Below are 22,590 nucleotides of genomic sequence, written 5' to 3'. Positions count from 1 at the left end.
CTATTAGCAAAAACAAATTAGCTAATAGCTAATCGAAATATGCTAATAGCTAATTTATTTTCCTCCTTGCAGACGGATGACTCATCGAAAAACAAATTCACGGCTCATCGAGAAACTTCACGATCAGCCTGACCTGCCTGGTACTATAAGCATGATCGTTTTTCCCTTCCCCACCGCTATACATGGCATCATTAAGTTCTTTATTATTCCTGATCCATCCCCGTAGTTTCTGCATGGCATAAATCAATGGCAAATGTGGATTGTATTTATGAGCCAGCTCCGACTTCAAATACGGACGAATGACAAACGGCTTCTCTTCCGCCTCTTCTCTTTCTGTTTTCATATCGTTGTTATTAAGTTCTTTCGTACTCCAAATATACTAAAACATATTCGCGCACACAAGGAAACAAGTAAAATAAAATCAATTGAAAACAAAGTAAATACGATCTGTATAAAAGTAACACAAAGTACGATAAAGTACATACAACTACCCCGGAAAATCAGAGTATCTTTGACACATCGAAAGAAAGAAACAGAGCTCATTCTCTCTCCCGACACTGATTGTCAAAACAACAATCTGTAATCATTAATTTATAAACTTTAATTTATCATCATGGCAATACCATTTAAAAGAGTGGGTCGCAAAGACCCGAGAAAAATTGACGGGGTGCTGAAGTACCACCCCCAACTGGTGACGATGGGGCAAAGTGTAGACCTCGACAGCATCGCCTACATCATGAAAGACAAGAGTTCCCTCTCTCTGGGCGATATCCAAAGCGTACTGACCAACTATGTGGAAGCAATGCGGGCGGCGCTCTTCGACGGAAAATCAGTTAATATCAGAGACTTCGGCGTATTCAGCCTCTCTGCCCATACGTCGGGAGCAACCACCAAAGAAGACTGTACGGTGAAGAATATCAAGTCTATACAAATCAACTTCCGTCCTTCCAGCAGCGTCCGTCCCAACCTGACGTCCACCCGTGCCGGTGACAAGATCGAGTTTCTCGACCTCGAAGCTCCGAAAAAGAAGAAAGGTGACGGATCAGGCGAAGACAACAAACCCGGCGGCGGTGGAAACGAAGGTGGCGGAGGCGACGAGGAAGCTCCGGACCCAACCGTATAGCGGCAGCAGGTCATGAACCGTACAACAGGCATGAGAAAGATCAGTCTGATCGTGATTCACTGTTCCGCCACCCGTGAAGACAAGGAACTGACAGCCTTTGATCTGGACACGATGCACCGCCGCCGTGGTTTCAACGGAACAGGCTATCACTACTATATCCGCAAGGACGGCACAACACTTCTCACCCGCCCTATTGAGCGAATCGGAGCGCATGTACGCGGATTTAATGCGGAGAGTATCGGAATTTGCTACGAAGGCGGGCTGGACTGCCGGGGACGCCCGGCAGATACCCGGACGCCGGAACAGCGGGCAGCACTCCGGCTGCTGGTGCATCAGTTGCAAGCGAAATTTCCCGGTTGCCGGGTGTGCGGTCATCGTGACTTGTCACCGGACCGTAACGGGAATGGAGAGATCGAACCGGAAGAGTGGATCAAAGCGTGTCCATGCTTTGAGGTAAAGGAGGAAAGTTTTCAGGAGCAACCAAGCATTTAGTAATGATTCACTTAGTAATCAATCATTTTAAGAGTCGGAAAGGAGGTGTGTAAAGTTATGGCAGTCAAGAGATCCCTTTGGGATACCATTTTGAAAGTAGTCATCGCAGTGGCTTCGGCAGTGCTGGGAGCGTTGGGCGGTAATGCGATCAATCTGTAAGACCAGAGAAATAACAATGTTATAAACGTGAGAGAGAGGATGCAGTTTCAGACTTCTGCCCTCTCTCTTTTTTTATATCCAAGTACAGTATAAACGTTGATATTCTTCCTGAAAAAAGGAGTTAGATTCAGAAGTAGTAACGCAACCCGCCCAGCAGATTAAAGCGGGTGATTCCACAACGTTCATCTTCTTTCAGCAGCATCCAGTCCTGCTTGGGCATACTGCCGCTAACCCCGTTCAGGGTCAGACCGAGCCCCCAATTGGCGGAAAGCATATACTCCACTCCCACCATGGCATGAAAACCGAATCCGGCAGCATTGTAGAGGGGATCATGATAAAGGAAAACACCTATTCCAAGCCCCGATTTTAAGATCCATCTGTCGAACTTCGAGCGGCCTACCCACTCCGGAGCTATATAAGAAAGCGTCATGTCTCCTCCATCGGAAAAAGACTTTCTGAAACCGGAATATTGCAGTCCGATTCCCATACCGTTGCTCCACGTATATTCGTAGCCGAGCTTCCACTCGATTCCTCCTTTCGAGTCTAAGGCCGCACCGTTGACATCGTACATCTTGCTGGTCACCCAACCATACCCGAAGCTCGCTTCGAACGTGTTGGCGGGTGCTCTCCGCTTTTCCTTTTCTTCTCTCACAGCCACCCGGCCAAGATCGATCATGTCTTGCACAGGATTTCCTTCGGTAGCATTCACCTTCGTATCCGTCAGGTGAAGCATTAAAGCGTTGATTTGATGGCAGGAACTTCCCCAAAAAGAAGGTTTCACATGTTCGGTAATGGCGAGCCCGTTTCCACCGTTCTTTCCGGTGGCTTCTTGTGCCAGACGCAGCACTTGATCGTATCGGCAATTTCTAGATGTACCCCGGTCTACAACAGAAACACTTCCGAGTGTTTCGGCTGTGTTGGGAACTGTATCTCCCGGTTCGATGACATAAACCGAATCTGCCGGAACGGGATTCGGATAGGTTCTTACAATATGAGTGACCACTTTAGGCGAACAGGAAGTCAGTAATAGAATAGCAGTAACTGCTAATAGTTTAGTCTCTTTCATGTTTTTCATTATTAGCTATATAAAGGAATATAATAAGAAAGAGAATCAAAAGCAAAAGGATAGTGAATTTTGCTTTTGACTCACTCTTGTTTGTTTTATTTAGTATACTTCTACCTTCCCCGCAATTCGTTTCGCTTTATCACGCAACGCATCCAGATCGGCGTTCAGCGGCGCATAGCAAAGCACGACTCCCATACGGCGGTTGACACGGGTAAACGGTTTGCCGAAGATGCGCAGATAAGTGTCTTCTTCTTTCGTTACTTCTTCCATGCCACGATATTGGGGACGTTCCTGGCTCGCAATCGGAGAAAGGATGACGGCACTTGCACCGATCCGTTCCTGCTTGATGCCGGGGATAGGCAAACCGAGCACGGCGCGCAGGTGAAGTTCAAACTCATTCAGGTTCTGTGTTCCTGCCAATGTTACCATACCGGTATCATGCGGACGCGGAGAAAGTTCAGAGAAGTAGACCCCGTTTTCGTGACTCAGGAAGAACTCTACTCCCCAAAGTCCGGCACCTGTCAGGGCACGGGTTACCTTTTCAGCCATTTCTTCGGCTTCTTTCAAATGTGCAGGGTCGATGTGTGCCGGTTGGAAGCTCTCGCGGTAGTCTCCCCCTTTCTGTACGTGCCCGATGGGAGGACAGAACAGTGTAGGTCCGTTTTTCTGCGTAACTGTAAGCAGAGTGATTTCGCTGTCGAACTTGATAAATTCTTCGATAATCAATTCGCGGATATCACCACGGCTACCGCTGCATCCGTATTCCCAGGCATGTTCAAGTTCATCGGCACTCTTGACAAGGGACTGTCCTTTGCCGGAAGAAGACATCAACGGTTTAACAACGCAAGGGAAACCGATTTTAGCGGCTGCCGCTTTCAGCTCGTCCAGTGTCTTGGCATAGAAATATCTGGCTGTTTTCAGTCCGAGTTCCTTAGCGGCAAGGTCGCGTATTGCCTTACGGTTCATCGTAAAGTTGACAGCACGGGCACTGGGCACTACCTGGATACCTTCCTTTTCGAAATCATACAAGCGTTCCGTACGGATGGCCTCAATCTCCGGAACGATGATATCCGGATGATGCTTTTCTACAACACGTTCCAATTCTTCACCGTTCAGCATGTCGAATATTTCAAATTCATCGGCAACTTGCATAGCAGGTGCTCCGGCATAAGAGTCACAAGCAATGATATACTGACCTTTGCGCTGTGCAGAGATCACAAATTCCTTTCCTAATTCTCCGGAACCGAGCAACAGTATTTTCTTCATTATTTTGAGTGTTTTATGTTAGTGATGCAAAATTAGTATATTTCTTTTTATTAATGACGCACCTTCGGATATTTATTGTGAAAACGGAAACCGAGTCCGAGCATCAGATAGTTAGGTGTCTGGAAGTCCTGCAAATTATATCCGATGTGAAGGAAGGAGCTGCGGGTGATGTCTATTTTCAATGCAAGAATCTGATAAAAGCCTCTCATATCTCCACGACTGAGCACATTGGCTCCCATGCCGACCCCAATCGTAAAATAAGGCATCACATACTCTGCACGCGCCGAAAGTCCCAAAGCCAATTGGTGCTGAATGCCCGGTTTCAGAAACTCACGGGTAGAGCTGCCGCTCCCATATTCTTCTCTGTATACATTGGCACTGCCATCATAGACACCGTCCAGCGAAGCACCTACACGCAACTTATAACTCAGGTTATACATCGGAGCGAAATTGAATCCGGCAACCGGATATGCATTGGGAGACGCTATCTGCTTCTCGCCTACCCACACGCCTTTCCGACGCCATGACCCGAACAGCACGACATCATAACTGATGTGACGGGGAAAACGGGTAACAACAGGCTGACAAAACGGTTTTGAAAGGTCTTCTTCCGTACGGTTGAAATTGTAAACGACTCCGATCTTAGCTCCGGTAGTATTGATTCCCGCATTCGGATATTTAGTGTTGCCATTGGAGAAATGAGTGAAATCACCTCCGACTATAAGATCGAAATAACGGGAAAACGCCCAATTCACATACACTCCGGCATTGATATAGGCATTCATCCGTGACCCGACAGCACCATTATAGGTGTTATAGTAATTGTCATAAGGCTTCCATCCGGCGGACAGACCGAAATTCCACTCATAATTGAGCGAGACACGGGAGGAGAAACGAGCGATCCGGGCGCCTTGAAATACATAGAAAGAGAAAGGATCGCCCAACTGTTTCTTATCGCCAAAAGTCGAAAAAGATACACCGACGCCTTGATAAGCTCCACCGTAAATACGGTCGGCACAAGTGTTGGGACGAAACTTGAACGAGTACTTCAGATGAGCGGCAAACGATGCCTGAACCGGCTTCCAACGCTCGTTCTCTCCTTGCAGGAAAGGATTGGTAGGAAATACATATTGCGGACGGGCCTCTATCCCCAAACGATGGATGAAACGATGCGGGATGTATACTCCGGCACTTCCCACGTTTTCCGTGAGTTCCGGATATCTTGAATAACTTCCGCTGCGCAAAAGGTTTTCAGCATATCCGGATGGGTGCGGTACACTGTCACAGGAAGTTCCTTGCTCTGCCAGAACAACTTCCGGCAGGCAAAACATAACGGAACAAAGAACGATGGCTTTCCATCTCTCAATCGCGTTTCTCATAGTGTCGACATATTAGTCTCCGGGGCCTCCTGACAGTTTCATAAATCAAGCGTTTCAATAAATTTGGCAACATGATAACCATCCATCAGTCCGTGATGACAAGTGACGGAAATGGGAAGCATCAGTTTCTCGCCTTCCCGAAAGTATTTTCCGGTAGATATTTTGGGGACACTATCACCCGAACGCATATTTGTGGGGTGCTTCATGTCGGTAAAGGCCAGCCAGGGAACAGCTGAGTAATGAATGGCATTGGGATGGAAAGTACCTCCTTTATTGAGCCCGGTGGTACCTTGCAGCCTCTCCATTTCGGCTTTTGCCTTGCGAATAAAAGTGAGTTCATCCGGATCGTACTCAAAGGCGGCAAAAGAGAACGTGTGATCGGCACGCCCTACCGTCGCTTCGGGAAGCAGACTGTCATAGCAGACCACTTTGTCTCCTTCGATACGGTAACGGAATTCTTCGACTTTGCTTGCGGCAGTGATAATACGATGTAGTAGTAAAAGGGAGAAGGAAACGCCTTTTGCTTTTGCCTCCTCATAAGAACGGGTGCAGTCTACATGGACCGTCACTCCGAAAAAGGGATCATCGAATGCGCTGAAATGCTCAAAATGCTCTTTTCTGTTCCATGTAGCAAGGTCGATGATCTTTTCTATCTGATTCATCCTAAACACTCTTTAAAATTATGTTGCAATTAGATTTAGGCACGGATTACGCGGATTACACGGATTTCTTTTATGATCCTATTTTTATATAGAACCCAACTCTTTATCCGTGTAATCCGCGTAATCCGTGCCTAACTACATATTTCATCAGTCAAACGCGGTATCTTCTTACTGGTGCTGTTCACGCAACAGGTCGTTCACTGTCTTCACCGGATTGAAAGTGGTCAGAGGGACTTCTACGAATACGGTATTCCAGTCGCTCATAGCACCATTCCACAAACCGGGGAGTTCTAGAGCTTTCAGGTCTTTTCCGTTCTTCGATTTATAAGAGATGAAGCCTGTCGCTTTATCTACATATTTCACCAGATCGAACTTGTGACCTTTATAGTCACGTACGGCACAAACCAAGTCTACCGGATTGAAGTGCGTACCCTTTTCGAACATTTCCTTTTTGGCAGGATCGTTCATATCGATCTGAGAGCTTTCGAGGATTTGCAGGGAGATAGTTCCGTCGCTGTTATAAGCAAGGAACGGACCGCCACCCGGCTCGCCTACATTCTTCACCATACCGCATACACGCATCGGACGGTTCAGTTTGCTCTTCAGGTAGATCACCAGTTCGGCATCTTCGAGGTTCTTCGTTTCGGGATTCTTGCAGAAAAGTTGTTTTTGCAGGAACTGGAGAATTTCCATGATTTGCTCATGTGTATACTTTCCACTGTCGAGCAATTCGAGGTATTCGAATGCCTTCTTCTGCAAGGACACGAGTACGCCGGCAATCAGTTTCTTATAAGTAACGGTGTCGGCTTTCAGTTTATCGGGTACTACGTTGTCGATATTCTTGATGAAGATAATGTCGGCATCGAGATCGTTAAGGTTCTCGATCAGCGCACCGTGACCACCCGGACGGAACAGGAGTTTGCCGTTGTCACGGAACGGTTGGTTATCCATATCGGCGGCGATGGTATCGGTATTCGGTTTCTGCTCGGAGAAGGTAATGTAATAGTCTACTCCATAACGTTTGCCGAATGCCGCGGCTTTCTCTTCCACCAGTTTCTTGAAGAGTTCACGGTGTTCGGTAGAAACGGTGAAGTGTACATTGACTTTGCCACTCTTTCCGGCTGCATACATAGCACCTTCGGCAAGGTGTTCTTCAAGCGGAGTACGTGAACCTTCGGGATATTTATGGAATTTGAGCAGACCTTTCGGAAGTGCTCCGTAGTTAAGTCCGGCAGTTTCGAGAAGGGCAGCTACTACAGCTTTGTAATTACCTTCTTCCATCAATCCCGGAATATCTTTTCCGGCTGTACGCTGACAAGCTACATTCAAGTCGTCATAGAAAGCAAAATCCTTGATTCCGTCGAAGAATGCCTGCTCAAACTTTGTAGTAGGTTTGTCATACTCTGCGGACAGAAACTCGAACAGATTCTTGAACATACGACTGGCAGCGCCCGAAGCAGGAACAAACTTCACGATGATCTTATCCGTATTTTTATAAGCATCCCATGCAGCCAGATATACTTTTTGTTCTTCTGCGTCAGGAGCCAATATGCCTTTTTCTATGGAAGCGGCAGCATCCAGTTTCAAATAAGGAAAACCTGTCTGGAAGCAAGCCAGCTGTTCTGCTATCTGCGCTTCCGTGATGCCTTTCTTGGCAAGCAACTCTTTGTCCTGTGTCGTTATCATAATATCTATTTTTATTAATTGATGCCCAAAAATACAAAATGTTATTTACTTCTTGCCGAATAACCGGGAAAAAAAGTAATTTTACGTCGAATTAACAAGATTGAATATGGACGACTTTTTTACATCAGAGGAAAAGAAGGAGCTTTTTTCACTCTACAGGCATCTGTTGCAATCTGCCGGAGATACGATTTTCTGGAAGGATTGCCAAAAATTAAAGAAACATCTTATCAAAGCTGCCCAATGTAACGGGCTGCAACGCAATAACTTCGGGATGAATCCCGTCATCAGAGATTTACAAACGGCGGTTATCGTAGCCGAAGAAATCGGAATGAAAGGTTCGTGTCTCATCGGCATTATGCTTCACGAAATCGTGAAGGCACATATCCTGTCGATTGAGGATGTGAATGCCGAATATGGCGAAGATGTAGGCAGTATCATCAAAGGACTGGTGAAAACAAACGAACTGTACTCCAAAAGTCCGGCGATTGAATCGGAAAACTTCCGCAATCTCCTGCTCTCTTTTGCCGAAGATATGCGCGTCATTCTGATCATGATTGCAGACCGTGTGAACGTGATGCGCCAGATCAAGGATACAGGCAACGAAGAAGACCGGGTAAAAGTGGCGAACGAAGCAGCTTATCTGTATGCTCCGCTGGCACACAAGCTGGGACTTTACAAGCTGAAATCGGAACTGGAAGACTTGTCGCTGAAATATACACAGCGGGAAACTTACTATTATATAAAGGAGAAGCTCAACGAAACGAAGGCTTCCCGTGATAAGTATATCGCCTCCTTTATCGACCCTATCCAGAAGAAGGTAAAGGAAGCCGGATTGAAGTTCGACATCAAAGGACGTACCAAATCGATTCATTCCATCTGGAACAAGATTCAGAAGCAGAAGACTCCGTTCGAAGGAATTTATGACTTGTTCGCTATCCGTATCATTCTGGATTCCGAACCGGACCCGGCTAAAGAGAAGCAGGAATGCTGGCAGGTATACTCTATCGTTACGGATATGTATCAGCCCAATCCGAAACGTTTGCGGGACTGGCTTTCAATTCCGAAAAGCAACGGTTACGAATCGTTGCATATCACTGTGATGGGGCCGGAAGGCAGATGGGTGGAAGTACAGATTCGTACCCGGCGAATGGATGAGATCGCAGAACGGGGACTCGCCGCACACTGGAGATACAAAGGCATCAAAGGTGAAACAGGACTGGACGAATGGCTGACTTCAGTACGCGAAGCTCTTGAAAATGCAGATAACGACTCTTTGAAAGTGATGGACCAGTTTAAAATGGACCTTTACGAAGATGAAGTATTCGTATTCACACCGAAAGGAGACTTGTTCAAGCTTGCCAAAGGGGCTACCGTACTCGATTTCGCTTTCCATATTCATAGTAAACTGGGATGCAAGTGTATCGGAGCAAAAGTAAACGGCAAGAACGTACAGTTAAAGCAGAAACTGAACAGCGGTGATCAGGTGGAAATCATGACGTCGAATACCCAGACTCCGAAGCAGGACTGGCTGAACATCGTGACGACTTCCAAAGCCCGCACCAAGATACGTCAGGCACTTAAGGAGATGGTAGCACGCCAGCACGATTTCGCCAAAGAGACATTGGAACGGAAGTTCAAAAACCGGAAGATGGAATATGACGAAGCTACGATGATGCGTCTTATCAAGCGTCTGGGCTTCAAAAATGTGACAGAGTTTTATCAGAAGATTGCAGATGAGACACTGGATGTCAACGATATTCTGGATAAATACCTCGAACAGCAGAGACGGGAGAATGACACGCATGATGAGATCGTTTATCGCAGTGCCGAAGGATATAATTTGCAGACAACACAAGAAGAGGTCACCTCCAAAGAGGATGTGCTTGTCATCGATCAGAATCTGAAAGGACTGGAATTTAAACTTGCCAAATGCTGCAATCCGATTTACGGAGATGATGTATTCGGATTTGTGACAGTAAGCGGAGGTATCAAAATTCATCGGGCGGACTGTCCGAATGCCAATCAGATGCGCGAACGGTTCGGATACCGGATTGTAAAAGCACGTTGGGCAGGAAAATCAGTCGGCACACAGTATCCTATCACACTGCGTGTGGTAGGTCACGATGATATTGGGATTGTTACCAATATTACTTCTATCATTTCTAAAGAGAATGGAATCAGTCTGCGATCCATCGGAATCGATTCCAACGACGGATTATTCTCCGGAACACTAACGGTAATGGTAGGTGATACCGGACGACTGGAAGCACTCATCAAGAAGTTGAGGACAGTGAAAGGAGTAAAACAGGTAAGCAGAAACTAAAAAAATGAAGAATGAGGAATGAAGAATGGGCTGCGCTATTATGCTGCAAAGTAATTCTTCATTCTTCATTTAAATCATCTTACTTTCTTGTTCTTATAATAAGGATAAGTAACCAGTATAAAGAAAATCAAAGCGATCACAGCTACTACTTGTCCGGTATAAAGCATCTTATCTGCTTCCAGATCGAAATAGCACGCAACGGCTATTCCGGATGAGAATCCGACTTCGCTGGCCAACAGATGAGTGGTATTTGCCGTACCTCGCTGACAATGATGGGACAGCTTCACAAACATGACCAGAAACTCCGGCATCACCAGTCCCAAACCTAATCCAAGAAGGATGGAAGGAACACCTACCGGAAAACCGGAAGCCAACAGAGTGATAGCTACAATCTCCAGTATCATTCCTACAAGCACCAGCCGCCATGTCTTATCCTTCAGAACAAACAGACGTGCCAGCAACAAGGAGGCAAGGTATCCGGCTCCTGTACCGACAAAGAATGGGATGGGTATTCCTCTATTCCCCAGTACGAAATCGTTGAGGAAAGGATGTACGAGCGGAATCAACAATCCCGGTACGAAAGTAATCAGAATCATGTTGATAGCAGGTACCCATCCCCGCAACAGCAGGAAGCGGTCGAAGGAATAGAGCTTGGTAACGATCGGGGCACGGAAAGGCACATATACTCCGGCTACCATCAAAACACCTGCTATTCCGGTGATCACCGACACGGACAGCAGGTTTTTAAATGAATAGCTCTGATAGAGCCAGACACCCAGAACAACACCGATAATCATCCCCAGACGTGCCATCCAGGAAAAGCTGACATTTCCGGCACTGCGAAGTGTAGCGTTCGTTATATCAATGGCAAGTGTGATTCCTGCGGTGGTAGCAATTCCAAAAGCCAATCCTTGTACGGTGCTCAACAAGACAAGTTCCGTTACATTGGTCACAAAGGTATATCCTGCCGTTGCCGCTACCATCAGGGCAAAAGAGAACATACACATGTACTTACGCTTGTAGGCATCTACGAGATAAGCATGGAACGGACCGATAAGGAACATTCCCAATGTAAAAAAAAGAAAGATAACCCCTGTCTGTGCTACCGGTACCCCAAGACGGTCGGCCATCTCAACGGAAAGCACCGGAAACAGGATATACAAAGAGATAAACAACAGCAAATTAGCTACGCATATCCGCATAAAATGAACTGTCCACAATTTAACTGCCATATATTGTTTTAATATTGTTCCTTCTCGTTGGGGAAGTCGCAATTCTTCACGTCGGACACATAACGGCTGATCGCATCAGTCATCACTGTGTAAAGGTCTGCATACCGACGTAAGAAGCGGGGACGGAATCCATTGTTCATTCCAAGCATATCCTGGATGACCAACACTTGTCCGTCTACATGACCACCGGCACCAATACCGATAATAGGTATCGTCAATTCCGAAGCTACCCGTTCAGCCAAAGTTGCCGGAATCTTTTCGAGCACGATGGCAAAGCAACCTGCCTCTTCGAGAAGATGGGCATCGCGAATCAGCTTTTCAGCCTCGCTCTCGTCTTTGGCACGCACTGTATAAGTACCATATTTATTAATAGACTGAGGCATCAACCCCAAATGGCCCATCACCGGAATACCTGCGCTGATAATGCGTTTCACCGTACCGATGATTTCTTCTCCACCTTCCAGTTTCAAAGCATCGGCATGACTTTCCTTCATTATGCGGATGGCAGAAGCAAGACCTTCCATTTCGTTTCCCTGATAAGATCCGAAAGGCATATCGACTACGACCATAGCACGTTTTACGCCACGTACGACTGATTTTGCGTGATAAATCATCTGATCAAGAGTAATAGGCAATGTAGTCACGTTACCTGCCATTACATTAGAAGCGGAGTCGCCCACCAGAATCACATCCATTCCCGCACCATCTACGATTTGTGCCATCGTGTAATCATAAGAAGTAAGCATAGATATTCTTTCGCCTCTCTGTTTCATTTCAACCAAGCGATGAGTAGTCACCTTTCTTGTGTCATCTGATATATAACCAGCCATGTCTTTTCAAATTTTAAATTAATAATTAAAAGATAAAGAGCTTCTGACAACGCGAACGTTATCAAAAATTGGGGTAAAGTTATAACATTTCTTCCATAAGTGAGAAAGAAAACGAAAAAGAATCACTCAAGATAAAGACTCCGACAAAAAACAAAAGGAATTTTGAACTGTTTTTTCTCTATATGAATCAGGGGATTCATGATTCAAACCAAATAAAAAAGAGAATTGAAAATGAAAAAGGCATAAGCTGATGAGATAAGGCAGAGGTGCACGCAGATAGCATAAAGCATTACGTGCACTGCTGTATACTGATTTTCATCATTTGCGATGTATGGTCAGTAACCGTTCGAAGGTCATTTCCGAAAAGTCATCTATAATATAGTGTGCTTTTCCGGTAATGGCCTCTCTTGTATTGGTAGTGGCAAGACCGATAACGGTAGCACCGGAAGTCATTCCGGCTTGCAGACCGTGGAAGGAGTCTTCGAACACATAAGAGTTTTCAGGAGTAGCACCGAATATTTCCATACCGAGAAGGAAACAGTCGGGAGCCGGTTTGGAGCGGGCAAACATTTCTCCGGTCAGGATACGGTCTACCATTCCTTTAAATTCGGGATGGGCATTGTAAACGTTTTGCATCTTCTCTTCGTTGGAACTGGTGACTACAGCTATCTTCACCCCGTGATTCCGAAGATTGGCGATAAAAGCTTCCACACCGGAAATGTATTCATAAGACATGCTTTTCTCGAAGACATTGAGCCCGGCTGTAATCTCTTGCTGAGCCTCCGGCTGATCCGAGAAGTATTTGTCGTAAATCTGGGTCAGCGTCTGTCCCTTGATACGGCGTCCGAAGTCTTGTTCATTCAGATATTTACGCCCTTGTTCATCCCAGAAAACAGTGTACTGCGTTTCCGTATCCATGATGACACCATCGAAATCAAACAGTGCCGCAATTGTCTTTGTTGTATCCATACTTACTCTTTCTTTTTACCTAAAACGTTAAACCTTGTGTATTGAATTGTGCAAAGTTCCGAATAATCATCGAATCAGGCAAATAATTCGTACCTTTACCCCACTTAAAAAAACGTAACATTCGTTTTCATCCAACAATCCATACGAGCGCATGAGCAAAAACGATCCGCACATATTAGGAAAAGAAAGCATCGGTAAGCTACTGTTGCAATATTCCATCCCCGCCATCATTGGGATGACGATCACGTCTATTTATAATATTATCGACAGCATCTTCATCGGACACGGTGTGGGACCGATGGCTATTGCCGGATTAGCGGTCAGCTTTCCCCTGATGAATCTGGTAGTCGCTTTCTGTACGCTGGTATCTGCAGGCAGCTCTACCATTGCTTCTATCCGTCTGGGACAGAAGGATATGAAAGGAGCTACGGAAATCTTGTCGCACACACTGATGCTCTGCATCACGAATGCTTTTTTCTTCGGCATACTGTCTTTTATCTTTCTCGACAACATACTGATTTTCTTCGGAGCGAGTCCCGACACGCTCCCATACGCACGCAGCTTTATGCAAGTGATTCTGCTGGGAACTCCGATCACTTATACGATGATCGGTTTGAACAATGTGATGCGTGCTACCGGATATCCGAAGAAGGCGATGCTTACTTCGATGGTAACGGTAGTAGCCAATATCATCCTCGCTCCCATCTTTATATTTCATTTTGAATGGGGAATGCGAGGAGCCGCTACGGCAACGCTCATCTCACAGCTGATCGGTATGGTGTGGGTACTAAGCCACTTTTGCAAGAAGGAGAGCACGGTTCATTTTGAGGGAAAGATCTGGAAGGTAAAACGAAGAATTGTAGAAAGTATTTTCGCTATCGGCATGTCTCCCTTCCTGATGAATGTTTGCGCTTGTGCTATCGTTATCATAGTCAATAACAGCTTACAGGAATACGGAGGCGACATGGCTATCGGTGCTTACGGCATTATCAATCGCCTGTTGACACTCTACGTAATGATTGTGTTGGGACTGACTATGGGAATGCAACCTATTGTAGGCTACAACTTCGGAGCACAGAAGATAGACCGGGTAAAACAGACACTACGATTGGGAATTATCTCCGGTGTAGTGATTACCAGCAGTGGTTTTGTGATCTGCGAATTTTTCCCTCATGCGGTATCGGCACTTTTCACAGATAGTGATGAATTGATAAATCTGGCAGTAGAAGGAATCCGTCTGGCAGTACTTATGTTCCCGTTTGTGGGAGCACAAATTGTGATTGGCAACTTCTTCCAGAGCATCGGCAAGGCAAAAATCAGTATTTTCCTTTCGCTGACACGACAGTTGCTTTATCTGTTGCCTTGCTTGTTACTCTTCCCGCAATGGTGGGGCTTGAAAGGTGTCTGGATCAGTATGCCGGTATCGGATGCACTGGCGTTCGTCACTGCTGTTATCAGTCTGATGATTTATATAAAGAAGGTATCGAAGGAACATCCGATAGCAAATAAGGTAGCGGAATAAATCAAATTAACACTGCATCAGAAGATATATCATAATAAAAAATGTTCAAGCACGAATTAACACGTTTTCTAAAAGATGCATTCATCGCAGAAGCCGTATTAATCCGTGCCTGAAAGATAATAATATTCTTATATTTCTATTCGCTCTTGATACTATTTACCGGATTCTCATTGGCTATGTGCCATGCTTTCAGCACAACACAAACAACAATCAGCAATAAGACAAACAGCGCCGTACCTATAAACAATAACGGGTTCAGATAAATCTGTTCGGCAAACTGGTCAAGCCATGCCTTTCCTACGAAATAGGAAGCAATGATACCAATCAATATGGAAGATGCGGATACATACAGAATCTCGCGTATCAACAGGCGCAAAATATGAGAGGCTTCGGCTCCATTCACTTTCCGGATAGCTATTTCTTTGCTTCGACGTTGAGTTTCATCATTCACATAGCCGATCAAGCCCATAATTACAATCAGCAGAATAAAGCTTGAAGTAATCCAGACTGAATTACGGAAGCGATATACACTTTTATATATATCCTTTATCATACTGTCCACAGAACTGAAATGCATGGCTATATTCGGAAATGTCTTATCGGTAAACTCATTCAGACGTTTCAGATTATCATCATACGGCTCTTTCAAACGGACATCAAATACTTGATTGGCATTTTCTGATCCTATCAAGACAATAGGTGCCTGAGTTGAAAAGAAGCTATAATTGCGAACATCCCGAAAGACACCGACAATCGTACCCTCTATATCATTTAATTTCTTTCCTACTGCCCCATCTGTCCACTTCATCAAACGTACCAACTCTTCATTCACCAATAAATCTTCCTTTTTCTTAAGAGTGCTGCCTTCGATAATCTTTATTCCCATTACTTCGGGATAGTTATAACTGCAATAATTAAAGTTAAGTGTAGCGATTCTTTTACCGTCATTACTCATCAGTCCGCGTGTCCAGTATTGTCCGATTACTCCGTTTGTAGCAACAGCCACTCCTTCTACCATAGGCTGGCGACGCAGTTCATCGGTAACATGTTCTACGCTTTCTTTCGGCAACCATGTTCCTGCCTGAACCAATCCCGGAACGTTTATCCCCATATCACGGCTCATCAGATGGTTGTATTGCAGAAGCGTAACCAGCAGTAATCCCAAAACAAAAGAGACACCCGTGAACTGTATAAACAGTAACGAACGTTTCCAACCTGTCTTACCATCAGAATAACGGCGGAACACCTGTGTGACTGGTATGCGCGAAAACAACCGTCCCGGTATGCCACCCGCCAAAAGGAAAAGGATCACGATCGTAAGCAAAGGCACCCATAGTGTCTCCCATGTAAAAAGTGAAGACAGATGGACGGAAAGCAGGTCTTCGATTATTTCACGTGCATTGACTATCAGCAGAAGGCTGAGAAGTACAGATATGACAACAAGGATTCCTGTTTCCGCCAAAAACATGCCGAAGATATTTCCGGCACTGGCACCACTGCATTTATGCACACCCACCCCTTTGGCACGACGACTTAGGGTAGCGATAGATATCAGCATATAATTCATGATGGCGACAAAAAAGATAGCGAACCCCAAAAATCCATATATGACCAAGCGCTTCTGCACATCGGAAGATTCCACATGATACTTCACTAACGGGATGACATTGAAATCTAATTTCCAGTCGTCAAAACGGGCAGGCGTATATTTTTCGATTACCCGCTGGATCTTGTCATTCACTTTATCAATATCCGCAGCATCACGCAAGCGAAGAAAAGTGTAAAAGATATCATTTCCCTTCCAGCCATTGCCTCCCTGATATCCCCCATCCCGATGGATGGAAACAACAAAGTCATGAGTGAGCATCGTATTCTCCGGCACATCTCTGTACACACCACGAATCGTAAAATCATTTTGCCTGTCTGCTTTAAGAATTTTGCCGATAGGATCTGCATCTCCAAATGTTTCACGGGCAAAGTGTTCTGACACAAACACACTTCCCGGCATAATCATATCTTTCGGATTTCCTTTTAAGACAGGTATACCGAAAGTCTGGAAGAAACAAGTATCAGCGTATATATAGTTGATGTCCGATAATAATTTATCTTCATAATATATACTCATCCATTGTTCTGCGAGGACGCAACTGGCAAACTCAATTTCTTCGGGCATATCCTGCGCCAAAGTCGGTGCAACCACATCAAAAAGTGTATAATCAAAGTTGTCGCCGTCGTCTCCCATTTTCTCCCCCGTGCTAAGGTTAGTCGTCAGGCAACGTGCAATCGCCAGACGTTCCGATTCCGGATAGCAACGTTCATAACTCAATTCAAACACAATCTGCGAGAAGAGCAAAATGCCGATGGTAAGTCCCAGCGAAAGAGAAATTACCCTGATGATATTCGTGCCCCGTTCACGCAATAAAGTCCGGATGCTATAATAGATTTGTCTCATTGTCGTTTCGGTTTATGCTGTTACACTTGCCACTACACTTCCGTCGAACAGATGTATGGTACGGTGTGCGAAGCTCGCATCATGTTGTGAGTGAGTCACCATAATGATGGTGGTACCTTCTTTATTCAGTTCCGTCAGCAGATTCATTACCTCCGCTCCGTTCTTTGAATCCAGATTACCTGTTGGCTCATCGGCAAGGATAAGCTTCGGATTAGTCACTACCGCACGAGCGATAGCAACACGCTGCTGCTGACCACCGGACAGCTGTTGCGGAAAGTGTTTGGCCCGATGGCTGATATTCATCCTTTTCAGAATATCTTCCACCATACGGCGGCGCTCGGAGGATTTAATACCCAGATAAGTAAGCGGAAGCTCTACATTTTCGTAGACATTCAGTTCGTCTATCAAGTTGAAACTCTGGAATACAAAGCCTAATTTGCCTTTACGGACATGGGTACGCTCCTTCTCTTTCAATCCGGCAACTTCCTCTCCCATCAGCTGGTAAGAACCTTCTGTAGGGTTATCCAATAAACCCAGAATATTCAACAAAGTGGATTTTCCACAGCCCGAAGGCCCCATGATAGCAACAAACTCTCCTTGTTTAACTTCAAGGTTCACGTGATTTAATGCAACCGTCTCTACTTCAGTAGTACGAAATACTTTACTAATGTTTTCAATCTGTATCATTTTATTTCTTTATTATGTTGTTTCACTTTCTATTCTTTCTTTATTCGTTCTTTATACTGTTGACCGGATTCTCCGTATCAAACCTCTTTCACACCAAACGGTCACTAAGATAAACAATTACATAATAAATTTGTCTCATGCTTATTCCTATTTTTCATCATAATGCAATGCAGATAGCGTGCCACAATAGCAAGAGTATTCATTCACAACTATTTATATGTTTCGACAGTACTACCCATTGTCTAATAATTAGACACTCCCGTCTAATTATTAGACAGAAATCCTTCCTGTTTACTGTCCAACGGAAAGTATACATTTTCGCCCATTTATTGTTCTATTTTTCCTATTTCCGACTTTAATGTATTTCAATGTCATCGGAAAACTCTATCTTCGCATCAAGTTTTCAATTAAATAAATCATTCTATTTATGGTAAACAAGAATTTGTACACTCTCCTGACCTGCCTGCTTCTGACAGGATGTGACCTGATAGACTATCATCCCTACGATGTACGTATCAGTGGAGAGACAGATGTAAATGCTCATAACATTGAACAAATAGAAGCTAAGTGTAAAGGAAAAACAACCATCCGTTTTATCACTATGGGAGATTCACAGCGATGGTATGACGAGACCGAAGACTTTGTAAAAGAGGTCAATAAGAGAGATGATATCGACTTTGTCATTCACGGAGGAGATATGAGTGACTTCGGACTGACTAAAGAATTTCTTTGGCAGCGGGATATCATGAACGGACTAAAAGTACCTTATGTCGCCCTTATCGGGAATCATGACTGTCTGGGCACCGGAGCAGAAACTTATCAGGCTGTTTTCGGACCTGCCAACTTCTCATTTATCGCAGGCAATGTAAAATTTGTCTGCCTCAATACTAATGCGCTGGAATACGATTATTCGGAACCTATTCCCAATTTCAGTTTTATGGAAGAGGAACTGACAGCCAGGGCTGATGAGTTTGAAAAAACCGTAGTCAGTATGCACGCGCATCCATTTGCAGACGTGTTCAATGATAATGTGGCAAAGCCATTCCAGTACTATGTCACCCAATATCCGGGACTACAGTTCTGCACGGCTGCCCACAATCACGGGTTCGACGACAGAGTCCTTTTCGATGATGATGTGCATTATATTGTCAGTGACTGCATGAAAAGTCGCAGTTATCTGGTATTTACTATAACCCCGGAAAAATACGAATATGAACTGGTTGAATACTAAATATATCATCCGCACAGGAGTGCTGACTACGCTCCTGCTCTTTCCCGGCCTGATATCGGCTACTTGCAAGACAGATACAATTATCAATAACTACAAACCTGACTCACTGAGACTGGTGATCAAGGCAGATTCCATTATAGCCTTTCACGAAGGCGATTCCGCGTTTACAATAGTCAAAGCAGACACAGTACTACCTTATGTACCGCAACCGGTTCTCCGTACCGGTTATGACAGACGTGTCCATCGCTTCCGCAGAAACTGGGAGCGGATTATCCCGACTCACTCTAAAATACAGTATGCGGGAAATATGGGATTAATCTCGTTCGGTACCGGATGGGATTACGGAAAACGAAATCAGTGGGAAACAGATTTACTGCTCGGATTCATCCCGAAGTATTCGTCCAAAAAGGCCAAAGTGACCATGACGCTGAAACAGAACTATATGCCTTGGAGCATCAATCTGGGAAAAGGATTCTCCACAGAACCTCTCGCCTGCGGATTGTATCTGAATACCGTGTTTGGCAACCAGTTCTGGGTAAGTGAGCCTGAACGTTATCCGAAGGGATACTACGGCTTTTCAAGCAAAGTGCGTATTCATGTTTTCCTGGGACAACGGTTGACTTATGATATTGACCCGAACCGCAGGTTTCTGGCAAAGTCCGTGACTTTCTTCTACGAGATAAGCACATGCGACCTTTACCTCATCAGCGCCGTAACGAATAGCTATCTCCGTCCCCGCGATTATCTAAGTTTATCATTCGGATTAAAGTTCCAATGGTTATAAATTCAAATCCGAATTTTGAATTATGAATTACTTTTTCGTAAGTTTGTAGCGTACAAACCAATTCGGACATGAGTAAATCAGGAACAATCATCATTGTAGACGATAACAAAGGAGTGCTGACTGCGGTACAAATTCTTTTAAAAAACTATTTTTCAAAGGTTGTCACGCTGTCATCACCGGTCACATTGACCACCGTGATACGGGAAGAGATGCCGGAAGTGGTACTATTGGATATGAATTTCACTTCGGGCATCAATACCGGCAATGAAGGATTGTTCTGGCTGCACGAAATAAAGAAAGTACGACCGGAACTTCCCGTCGTACTTTTTACCGCTTATGCGGATATTGATCTTGCCATCCGGGGTATAAAAGAAGGAGCTTCGGACTTTGTCGTCAAACCTTGGAACAATCAGAAACTGGTAGAAACATTGCAGGCTGCCGCCTCGTCCGCACAGCATGGACGAAAAACGGGAAACAAAAAGGAGCCTGTCAACACTCCGCCGATCTACTGGGGAGAAAGCAAACCGATGCAGCAGCTCCGAATGCTGATAGAGAAAGTAGCCACCACAGATGCCAATATCCTGATTACAGGTGAAAACGGAACAGGGAAGGAAATGCTTGCCCGCGAAATTCATGCTCTTTCCAACCGCAGACAACAAGAAATGATCGCTGTGGACATGGGAGCGATCACTGAATCTTTATTTGAAAGCGAACTCTTCGGTCATGTAAAAGGCTCTTTCACTGATGCGCATGCCGACCGGACAGGAAAATTTGAGGCTGCCGATCACAGCACTTTGTTTCTGGATGAAATAGGGAACCTGCCCTATCATCTGCAAGCTAAACTGCTGACAGCTATCCAACGAAGAAGCATCGTACGGGTGGGAAGCAACACTCCGATTCCTATCGACATCCGCCTGATATGCGCTACCAACCGTAACCTGCAGGAAATGGTGGACCGGGAAGAATTTCGGGAAGACTTACTCTACCGAATCAACACCATTCATATCGAAATACCTCCTTTGCGGAAACGAAAAGAAGATATTATCCCGCTTGCCGAAAGATTTATCATCCGTTTCTGCAAACAATACGATAAGGAACCGATGAAATTCAGCCCGGCAGCCAAGGAAAAACTCATTGCGTACCCATGGTACGGGAATATCCGAGAGTTGGAACATGCCATCGAAAAGGTGGTCATCATTAACGACGGATTGCAAATTCCGGCGGAATTATTCCAGTTATCCACCCGAAAGACAGAAACTTCCGAAAAGGATATTTCCACACTGGAAGAGATGGAGATACAAATGATACGTAAAGCACTGGATACCTGTGCAGGAAACCTCTCGGCAGTAGCCGCGCAACTGGGAATTACCCGTCAGACTCTCTATAACAAGATGAAAAAGTTCGGATTATGAACCGGATTCTACAACAAGTAGCCAACCAATATTGGTTTAGGGTATCCCTGACGGTCATTTGCTGTCTGGCAACCGTTTGGTTTGGTGTGTATCAGTCTTATATCTGGCTCGGCATCAGTAGCTGTCTGCTGGTTTTAAGTATCATCTGGCAAGTCCGTCTTTATCGCCTGCACATCAAGCAGGTGCTTTTCATGATCGACGCTTTGGAGAATAATGACAGTGCCTTCCGCTTCCCCGAAGAGTCCGGCACTCCCGAAAGCAAACAGATCAACCGGGCACTCAATCGGGTGGGACGCATCTTATATAATGTAAAAGCAGAAACTGCCCAACAGGAAAAATACTACGAACTGATTCTTGATTTTGTCAGCACGGGGTTACTGGTGCTCAATGACAACGGAGCAGTCTATCAGAAGAACAAGGAGGCCCTCCGGCTTTTGGGACTCAATGTATTCACACATGTCCGGCAATTGAGTAAAGTAGACACCACGCTGATGGAGAAAATGGAGAACTGCCATCCCGGAGACAAATTACAGGTGGTGTTTCATAATGAACGGGGAACGGTCAATCTATCCATCCGTGTATCAGAAATCAATGTGCACAAAGAACATTTGCGTATCCTTGCGCTGAATGATATTAATATAGAACTGGACGAGAAAGAAATAGATTCATGGATTCGCCTGACCCGTGTACTGACTCACGAAATCATGAACTCCGTCACTCCTATCACCTCCCTCAGCGATACGCTCCTTTCGATGGTAGAGGACAAAGACGAAGAAATCAGCCACGGATTACAGACCATCAGTACAACGGGAAAAGGACTGCTTGCTTTCGTGGAATCCTACCGCAAATTCACACGGATACCGACTCCGGAGCCTTCATTGTTTTACTTAAAAGCATTCATCGAACGAATGGTAGAACTTGCCCGTCATCAGAATCCCTGTGACCATATCACATTCCATACGAAGATCGATCCAGCCGACCTGATTTTATATGCAGATGAAAATCTGATCTCACAAGTAGTCATTAACCTTCTGAAAAATGCGATTCAGGCAATCGGTAATCAGCCGGACGGACAAATCGATATTCAGGTATATTGCAATGAAACAGAAGAGGTACTGATTGAAATAAAGAATAACGGTCCCGTTATTCCGCCGGAAATTGCGGAACATATTTTTATCCCTTTCTTCACCACCAAAAAAGGAGGCAGCGGAATCGGACTTAGTATTTCACGTCAGATTATGCGGCTTTCCGGTGGAAGCCTCATCTTGCTGCCGGACAATAAGGAAACAAAATTCATATTAAAATTCAAATAACA

General features: G+C 45.0%; 20 protein-coding genes. 9 read left to right on the top strand and 11 right to left on the bottom strand.

Annotated features, from left to right (window positions below):
* Positions 1-97 precede the first annotated feature (97 nt).
* Entirely contained in the window at positions 98-343 is a 246-nt protein-coding gene (locus HMPREF2794_RS15650; RefSeq protein ID WP_010538191.1) for a DUF4248 domain-containing protein, read from the bottom strand.
* 270 nt (positions 344-613) lie between these two features.
* Here HMPREF2794_RS15650 and HMPREF2794_RS15645 point away from each other — a divergent pair, with 270 nt between their 5' ends.
* The 3 genes from HMPREF2794_RS15645 to HMPREF2794_RS29005 are packed head-to-tail and all read left to right on the top strand — an operon-like array spanning position 614 to position 1,774.
* Positions 614-1,123 (top strand): HU family DNA-binding protein, encoded by a 510-nt coding sequence (locus tag HMPREF2794_RS15645; RefSeq protein ID WP_022302198.1) that lies wholly within the window; start codon positions 614-616, stop codon positions 1,121-1,123.
* 30 nt (positions 1,124-1,153) lie between these two features.
* On the top strand, positions 1,154-1,615 hold the full coding sequence (locus HMPREF2794_RS15640) for an N-acetylmuramoyl-L-alanine amidase (protein WP_055269459.1): 462 nt from the start codon (positions 1,154-1,156) through the stop codon (positions 1,613-1,615).
* A gap of 57 nt (positions 1,616-1,672) precedes the next feature.
* Positions 1,673-1,774: a smalltalk protein gene (locus HMPREF2794_RS29005; RefSeq protein ID WP_022302200.1), complete on the top strand. Its 102-nt coding sequence runs from the start codon at positions 1,673-1,675 to the stop codon at positions 1,772-1,774.
* Between the two features lie 127 nt (positions 1,775-1,901).
* Here the strand turns inward: HMPREF2794_RS29005 and HMPREF2794_RS15635 are convergent, their stop codons facing one another.
* The 5 genes from HMPREF2794_RS15635 to HMPREF2794_RS15615 all read right to left on the bottom strand — a co-directional run bounded on the left by HMPREF2794_RS15635 (position 1,902) and on the right by HMPREF2794_RS15615 (position 7,833).
* Positions 1,902-2,840 (bottom strand): outer membrane beta-barrel protein, encoded by a 939-nt coding sequence (locus tag HMPREF2794_RS15635; RefSeq protein ID WP_070751847.1) that lies wholly within the window; start codon positions 2,838-2,840, stop codon positions 1,902-1,904.
* 99 nt (positions 2,841-2,939) lie between these two features.
* Complete coding sequence (gene purT, locus HMPREF2794_RS15630; RefSeq protein ID WP_070751845.1) at positions 2,940-4,106, bottom strand: formate-dependent phosphoribosylglycinamide formyltransferase; 1,167 nt, start codon at positions 4,104-4,106, stop codon at positions 2,940-2,942.
* A 50-nt stretch (positions 4,107-4,156) separates the two neighbouring features.
* Positions 4,157-5,485, bottom strand: a complete 1,329-nt coding sequence (locus HMPREF2794_RS15625) for an acyloxyacyl hydrolase (RefSeq protein WP_022302202.1) — start codon at positions 5,483-5,485, stop codon at positions 4,157-4,159.
* A gap of 38 nt (positions 5,486-5,523) precedes the next feature.
* Complete coding sequence (locus HMPREF2794_RS15620; protein WP_022302203.1) at positions 5,524-6,147, bottom strand: chloramphenicol acetyltransferase; 624 nt, start codon at positions 6,145-6,147, stop codon at positions 5,524-5,526.
* Positions 6,148-6,315: 168 nt separating this feature from the next.
* A complete protein-coding gene (locus HMPREF2794_RS15615; protein ID WP_022302204.1) occupies positions 6,316-7,833 on the bottom strand; it encodes a DUF4301 family protein in 1,518 nt (505 codons plus the stop codon).
* Positions 7,834-7,939: 106 nt separating this feature from the next.
* On the opposite strand from HMPREF2794_RS15615, the gene HMPREF2794_RS15610 reads away from it, so the two are divergent.
* Positions 7,940-10,156 (top strand): RelA/SpoT family protein, encoded by a 2,217-nt coding sequence (locus tag HMPREF2794_RS15610; RefSeq protein ID WP_070751843.1) that lies wholly within the window; start codon positions 7,940-7,942, stop codon positions 10,154-10,156.
* Positions 10,157-10,230: 74 nt separating this feature from the next.
* Here the strand turns inward: HMPREF2794_RS15610 and HMPREF2794_RS15605 are convergent, their stop codons facing one another.
* From HMPREF2794_RS15605 to HMPREF2794_RS15595, 3 genes are all read right to left on the bottom strand, one after another.
* Positions 10,231-11,388 carry an MFS transporter gene (locus HMPREF2794_RS15605; protein WP_010538200.1) on the bottom strand — a complete coding sequence of 386 codons (1,158 nt, stop codon included), beginning with the start codon at positions 11,386-11,388 and terminating at the stop codon, positions 10,231-10,233.
* An 8-nt stretch (positions 11,389-11,396) separates the two neighbouring features.
* Positions 11,397-12,218, bottom strand: a complete 822-nt coding sequence (gene panB / locus HMPREF2794_RS15600; protein WP_010538201.1) for a 3-methyl-2-oxobutanoate hydroxymethyltransferase — start codon at positions 12,216-12,218, stop codon at positions 11,397-11,399.
* Between the two features lie 318 nt (positions 12,219-12,536).
* Positions 12,537-13,187: an HAD family hydrolase gene (locus HMPREF2794_RS15595; RefSeq protein ID WP_010538203.1), complete on the bottom strand. Its 651-nt coding sequence runs from the start codon at positions 13,185-13,187 to the stop codon at positions 12,537-12,539.
* 151 nt (positions 13,188-13,338) lie between these two features.
* Here HMPREF2794_RS15595 and HMPREF2794_RS15590 point away from each other — a divergent pair, with 151 nt between their 5' ends.
* The gene (locus tag HMPREF2794_RS15590) at positions 13,339-14,709 is read left to right on the top strand and encodes an MATE family efflux transporter (protein ID WP_010538204.1); all 1,371 of its coding nucleotides are present in this window, start codon (positions 13,339-13,341) and stop codon (positions 14,707-14,709) included.
* A gap of 136 nt (positions 14,710-14,845) precedes the next feature.
* Here the strand turns inward: HMPREF2794_RS15590 and HMPREF2794_RS15585 are convergent, their stop codons facing one another.
* Together HMPREF2794_RS15585 and HMPREF2794_RS15580 are read right to left on the bottom strand one after the other, a co-directional pair.
* Positions 14,846-17,161, bottom strand: a complete 2,316-nt coding sequence (locus HMPREF2794_RS15585) for an ABC transporter permease (RefSeq protein ID WP_010538205.1) — start codon at positions 17,159-17,161, stop codon at positions 14,846-14,848.
* Positions 17,162-17,173: 12 nt separating this feature from the next.
* Positions 17,174-17,848: an ABC transporter ATP-binding protein gene (locus tag HMPREF2794_RS15580; RefSeq protein ID WP_010538206.1), complete on the bottom strand. Its 675-nt coding sequence runs from the start codon at positions 17,846-17,848 to the stop codon at positions 17,174-17,176.
* A gap of 427 nt (positions 17,849-18,275) precedes the next feature.
* Between HMPREF2794_RS15580 and HMPREF2794_RS15575 the strand changes: the two genes are divergently transcribed.
* From HMPREF2794_RS15575 to HMPREF2794_RS15560, 4 genes are all read left to right on the top strand, one after another.
* Entirely contained in the window at positions 18,276-19,079 is an 804-nt protein-coding gene (locus HMPREF2794_RS15575; RefSeq protein WP_010538207.1) for a metallophosphoesterase family protein, read from the top strand.
* Positions 19,060-19,863, top strand: coding sequence for a hypothetical protein (locus HMPREF2794_RS15570; protein WP_010538208.1), 804 nt, complete (start codon positions 19,060-19,062; stop codon positions 19,861-19,863). Before HMPREF2794_RS15575 ends, HMPREF2794_RS15570 begins: the two co-directional genes overlap by 20 nt.
* 68 nt (positions 19,864-19,931) lie before the next feature.
* Entirely contained in the window at positions 19,932-21,275 is a 1,344-nt protein-coding gene (locus HMPREF2794_RS15565; protein ID WP_010538209.1) for a sigma-54-dependent transcriptional regulator, read from the top strand.
* The gene (locus HMPREF2794_RS15560) at positions 21,272-22,588 is read left to right on the top strand and encodes a sensor histidine kinase (protein ID WP_022300970.1); all 1,317 of its coding nucleotides are present in this window, start codon (positions 21,272-21,274) and stop codon (positions 22,586-22,588) included. The genes HMPREF2794_RS15565 and HMPREF2794_RS15560 overlap by 4 nt, the downstream gene beginning before the upstream one ends.
* Positions 22,589-22,590 lie beyond the last annotated feature (2 nt).

It is taken from the genome of Bacteroides sp. HMSC067B03 (genome assembly GCF_001811315.1).
Classification (GTDB): domain Bacteria; phylum Bacteroidota; class Bacteroidia; order Bacteroidales; family Bacteroidaceae; genus Bacteroides; species Bacteroides faecis.
The sequence above is the reverse complement of the archived record's forward strand: the minus strand, read 5'-3'. Positions and strand labels throughout refer to the sequence as shown.

Excerpts from the sequence above, each read along its gene's own strand:
- HMPREF2794_RS15565 (WP_010538209.1), top strand. The coding sequence starts at position 19,932 with ATGAGTAAATCAGGAACAATCATCATTGTAGACGATAACAAAGGAGTG.
- HMPREF2794_RS15590 (WP_010538204.1), top strand. The coding sequence starts at position 13,339 with ATGAGCAAAAACGATCCGCACATATTAGGAAAAGAAAGCATCGGTAAG.
- HMPREF2794_RS15595 (WP_010538203.1), bottom strand. The coding sequence starts at position 13,187 with ATGGATACAACAAAGACAATTGCGGCACTGTTTGATTTCGATGGTGTC.
- panB (WP_010538201.1), bottom strand. The coding sequence starts at position 12,218 with ATGGCTGGTTATATATCAGATGACACAAGAAAGGTGACTACTCATCGC.
- HMPREF2794_RS15645 (WP_022302198.1), top strand. The coding sequence starts at position 614 with ATGGCAATACCATTTAAAAGAGTGGGTCGCAAAGACCCGAGAAAAATT.
- HMPREF2794_RS15635 (WP_070751847.1), bottom strand. The coding sequence starts at position 2,840 with ATGAAAGAGACTAAACTATTAGCAGTTACTGCTATTCTATTACTGACT.
- HMPREF2794_RS15640 (WP_055269459.1), top strand. The coding sequence starts at position 1,154 with ATGAGAAAGATCAGTCTGATCGTGATTCACTGTTCCGCCACCCGTGAA.
- purT (WP_070751845.1), bottom strand. The coding sequence starts at position 4,106 with ATGAAGAAAATACTGTTGCTCGGTTCCGGAGAATTAGGAAAGGAATTT.
- HMPREF2794_RS15610 (WP_070751843.1), top strand. The coding sequence starts at position 7,940 with ATGGACGACTTTTTTACATCAGAGGAAAAGAAGGAGCTTTTTTCACTC.
- HMPREF2794_RS15605 (WP_010538200.1), bottom strand. The coding sequence starts at position 11,388 with ATGGCAGTTAAATTGTGGACAGTTCATTTTATGCGGATATGCGTAGCT.
- HMPREF2794_RS15570 (WP_010538208.1), top strand. The coding sequence starts at position 19,060 with ATGAACTGGTTGAATACTAAATATATCATCCGCACAGGAGTGCTGACT.
- HMPREF2794_RS29005 (WP_022302200.1), top strand. The coding sequence starts at position 1,673 with ATGGCAGTCAAGAGATCCCTTTGGGATACCATTTTGAAAGTAGTCATC.
- HMPREF2794_RS15650 (WP_010538191.1), bottom strand. The coding sequence starts at position 343 with ATGAAAACAGAAAGAGAAGAGGCGGAAGAGAAGCCGTTTGTCATTCGT.
- HMPREF2794_RS15585 (WP_010538205.1), bottom strand. The coding sequence starts at position 17,161 with ATGAGACAAATCTATTATAGCATCCGGACTTTATTGCGTGAACGGGGC.
- HMPREF2794_RS15580 (WP_010538206.1), bottom strand. The coding sequence starts at position 17,848 with ATGATACAGATTGAAAACATTAGTAAAGTATTTCGTACTACTGAAGTA.
- HMPREF2794_RS15625 (WP_022302202.1), bottom strand. The coding sequence starts at position 5,485 with ATGAGAAACGCGATTGAGAGATGGAAAGCCATCGTTCTTTGTTCCGTT.
- HMPREF2794_RS15560 (WP_022300970.1), top strand. The coding sequence starts at position 21,272 with ATGAACCGGATTCTACAACAAGTAGCCAACCAATATTGGTTTAGGGTA.
- HMPREF2794_RS15615 (WP_022302204.1), bottom strand. The coding sequence starts at position 7,833 with ATGATAACGACACAGGACAAAGAGTTGCTTGCCAAGAAAGGCATCACG.
- HMPREF2794_RS15620 (WP_022302203.1), bottom strand. The coding sequence starts at position 6,147 with ATGAATCAGATAGAAAAGATCATCGACCTTGCTACATGGAACAGAAAA.
- HMPREF2794_RS15575 (WP_010538207.1), top strand. The coding sequence starts at position 18,276 with ATGGTAAACAAGAATTTGTACACTCTCCTGACCTGCCTGCTTCTGACA.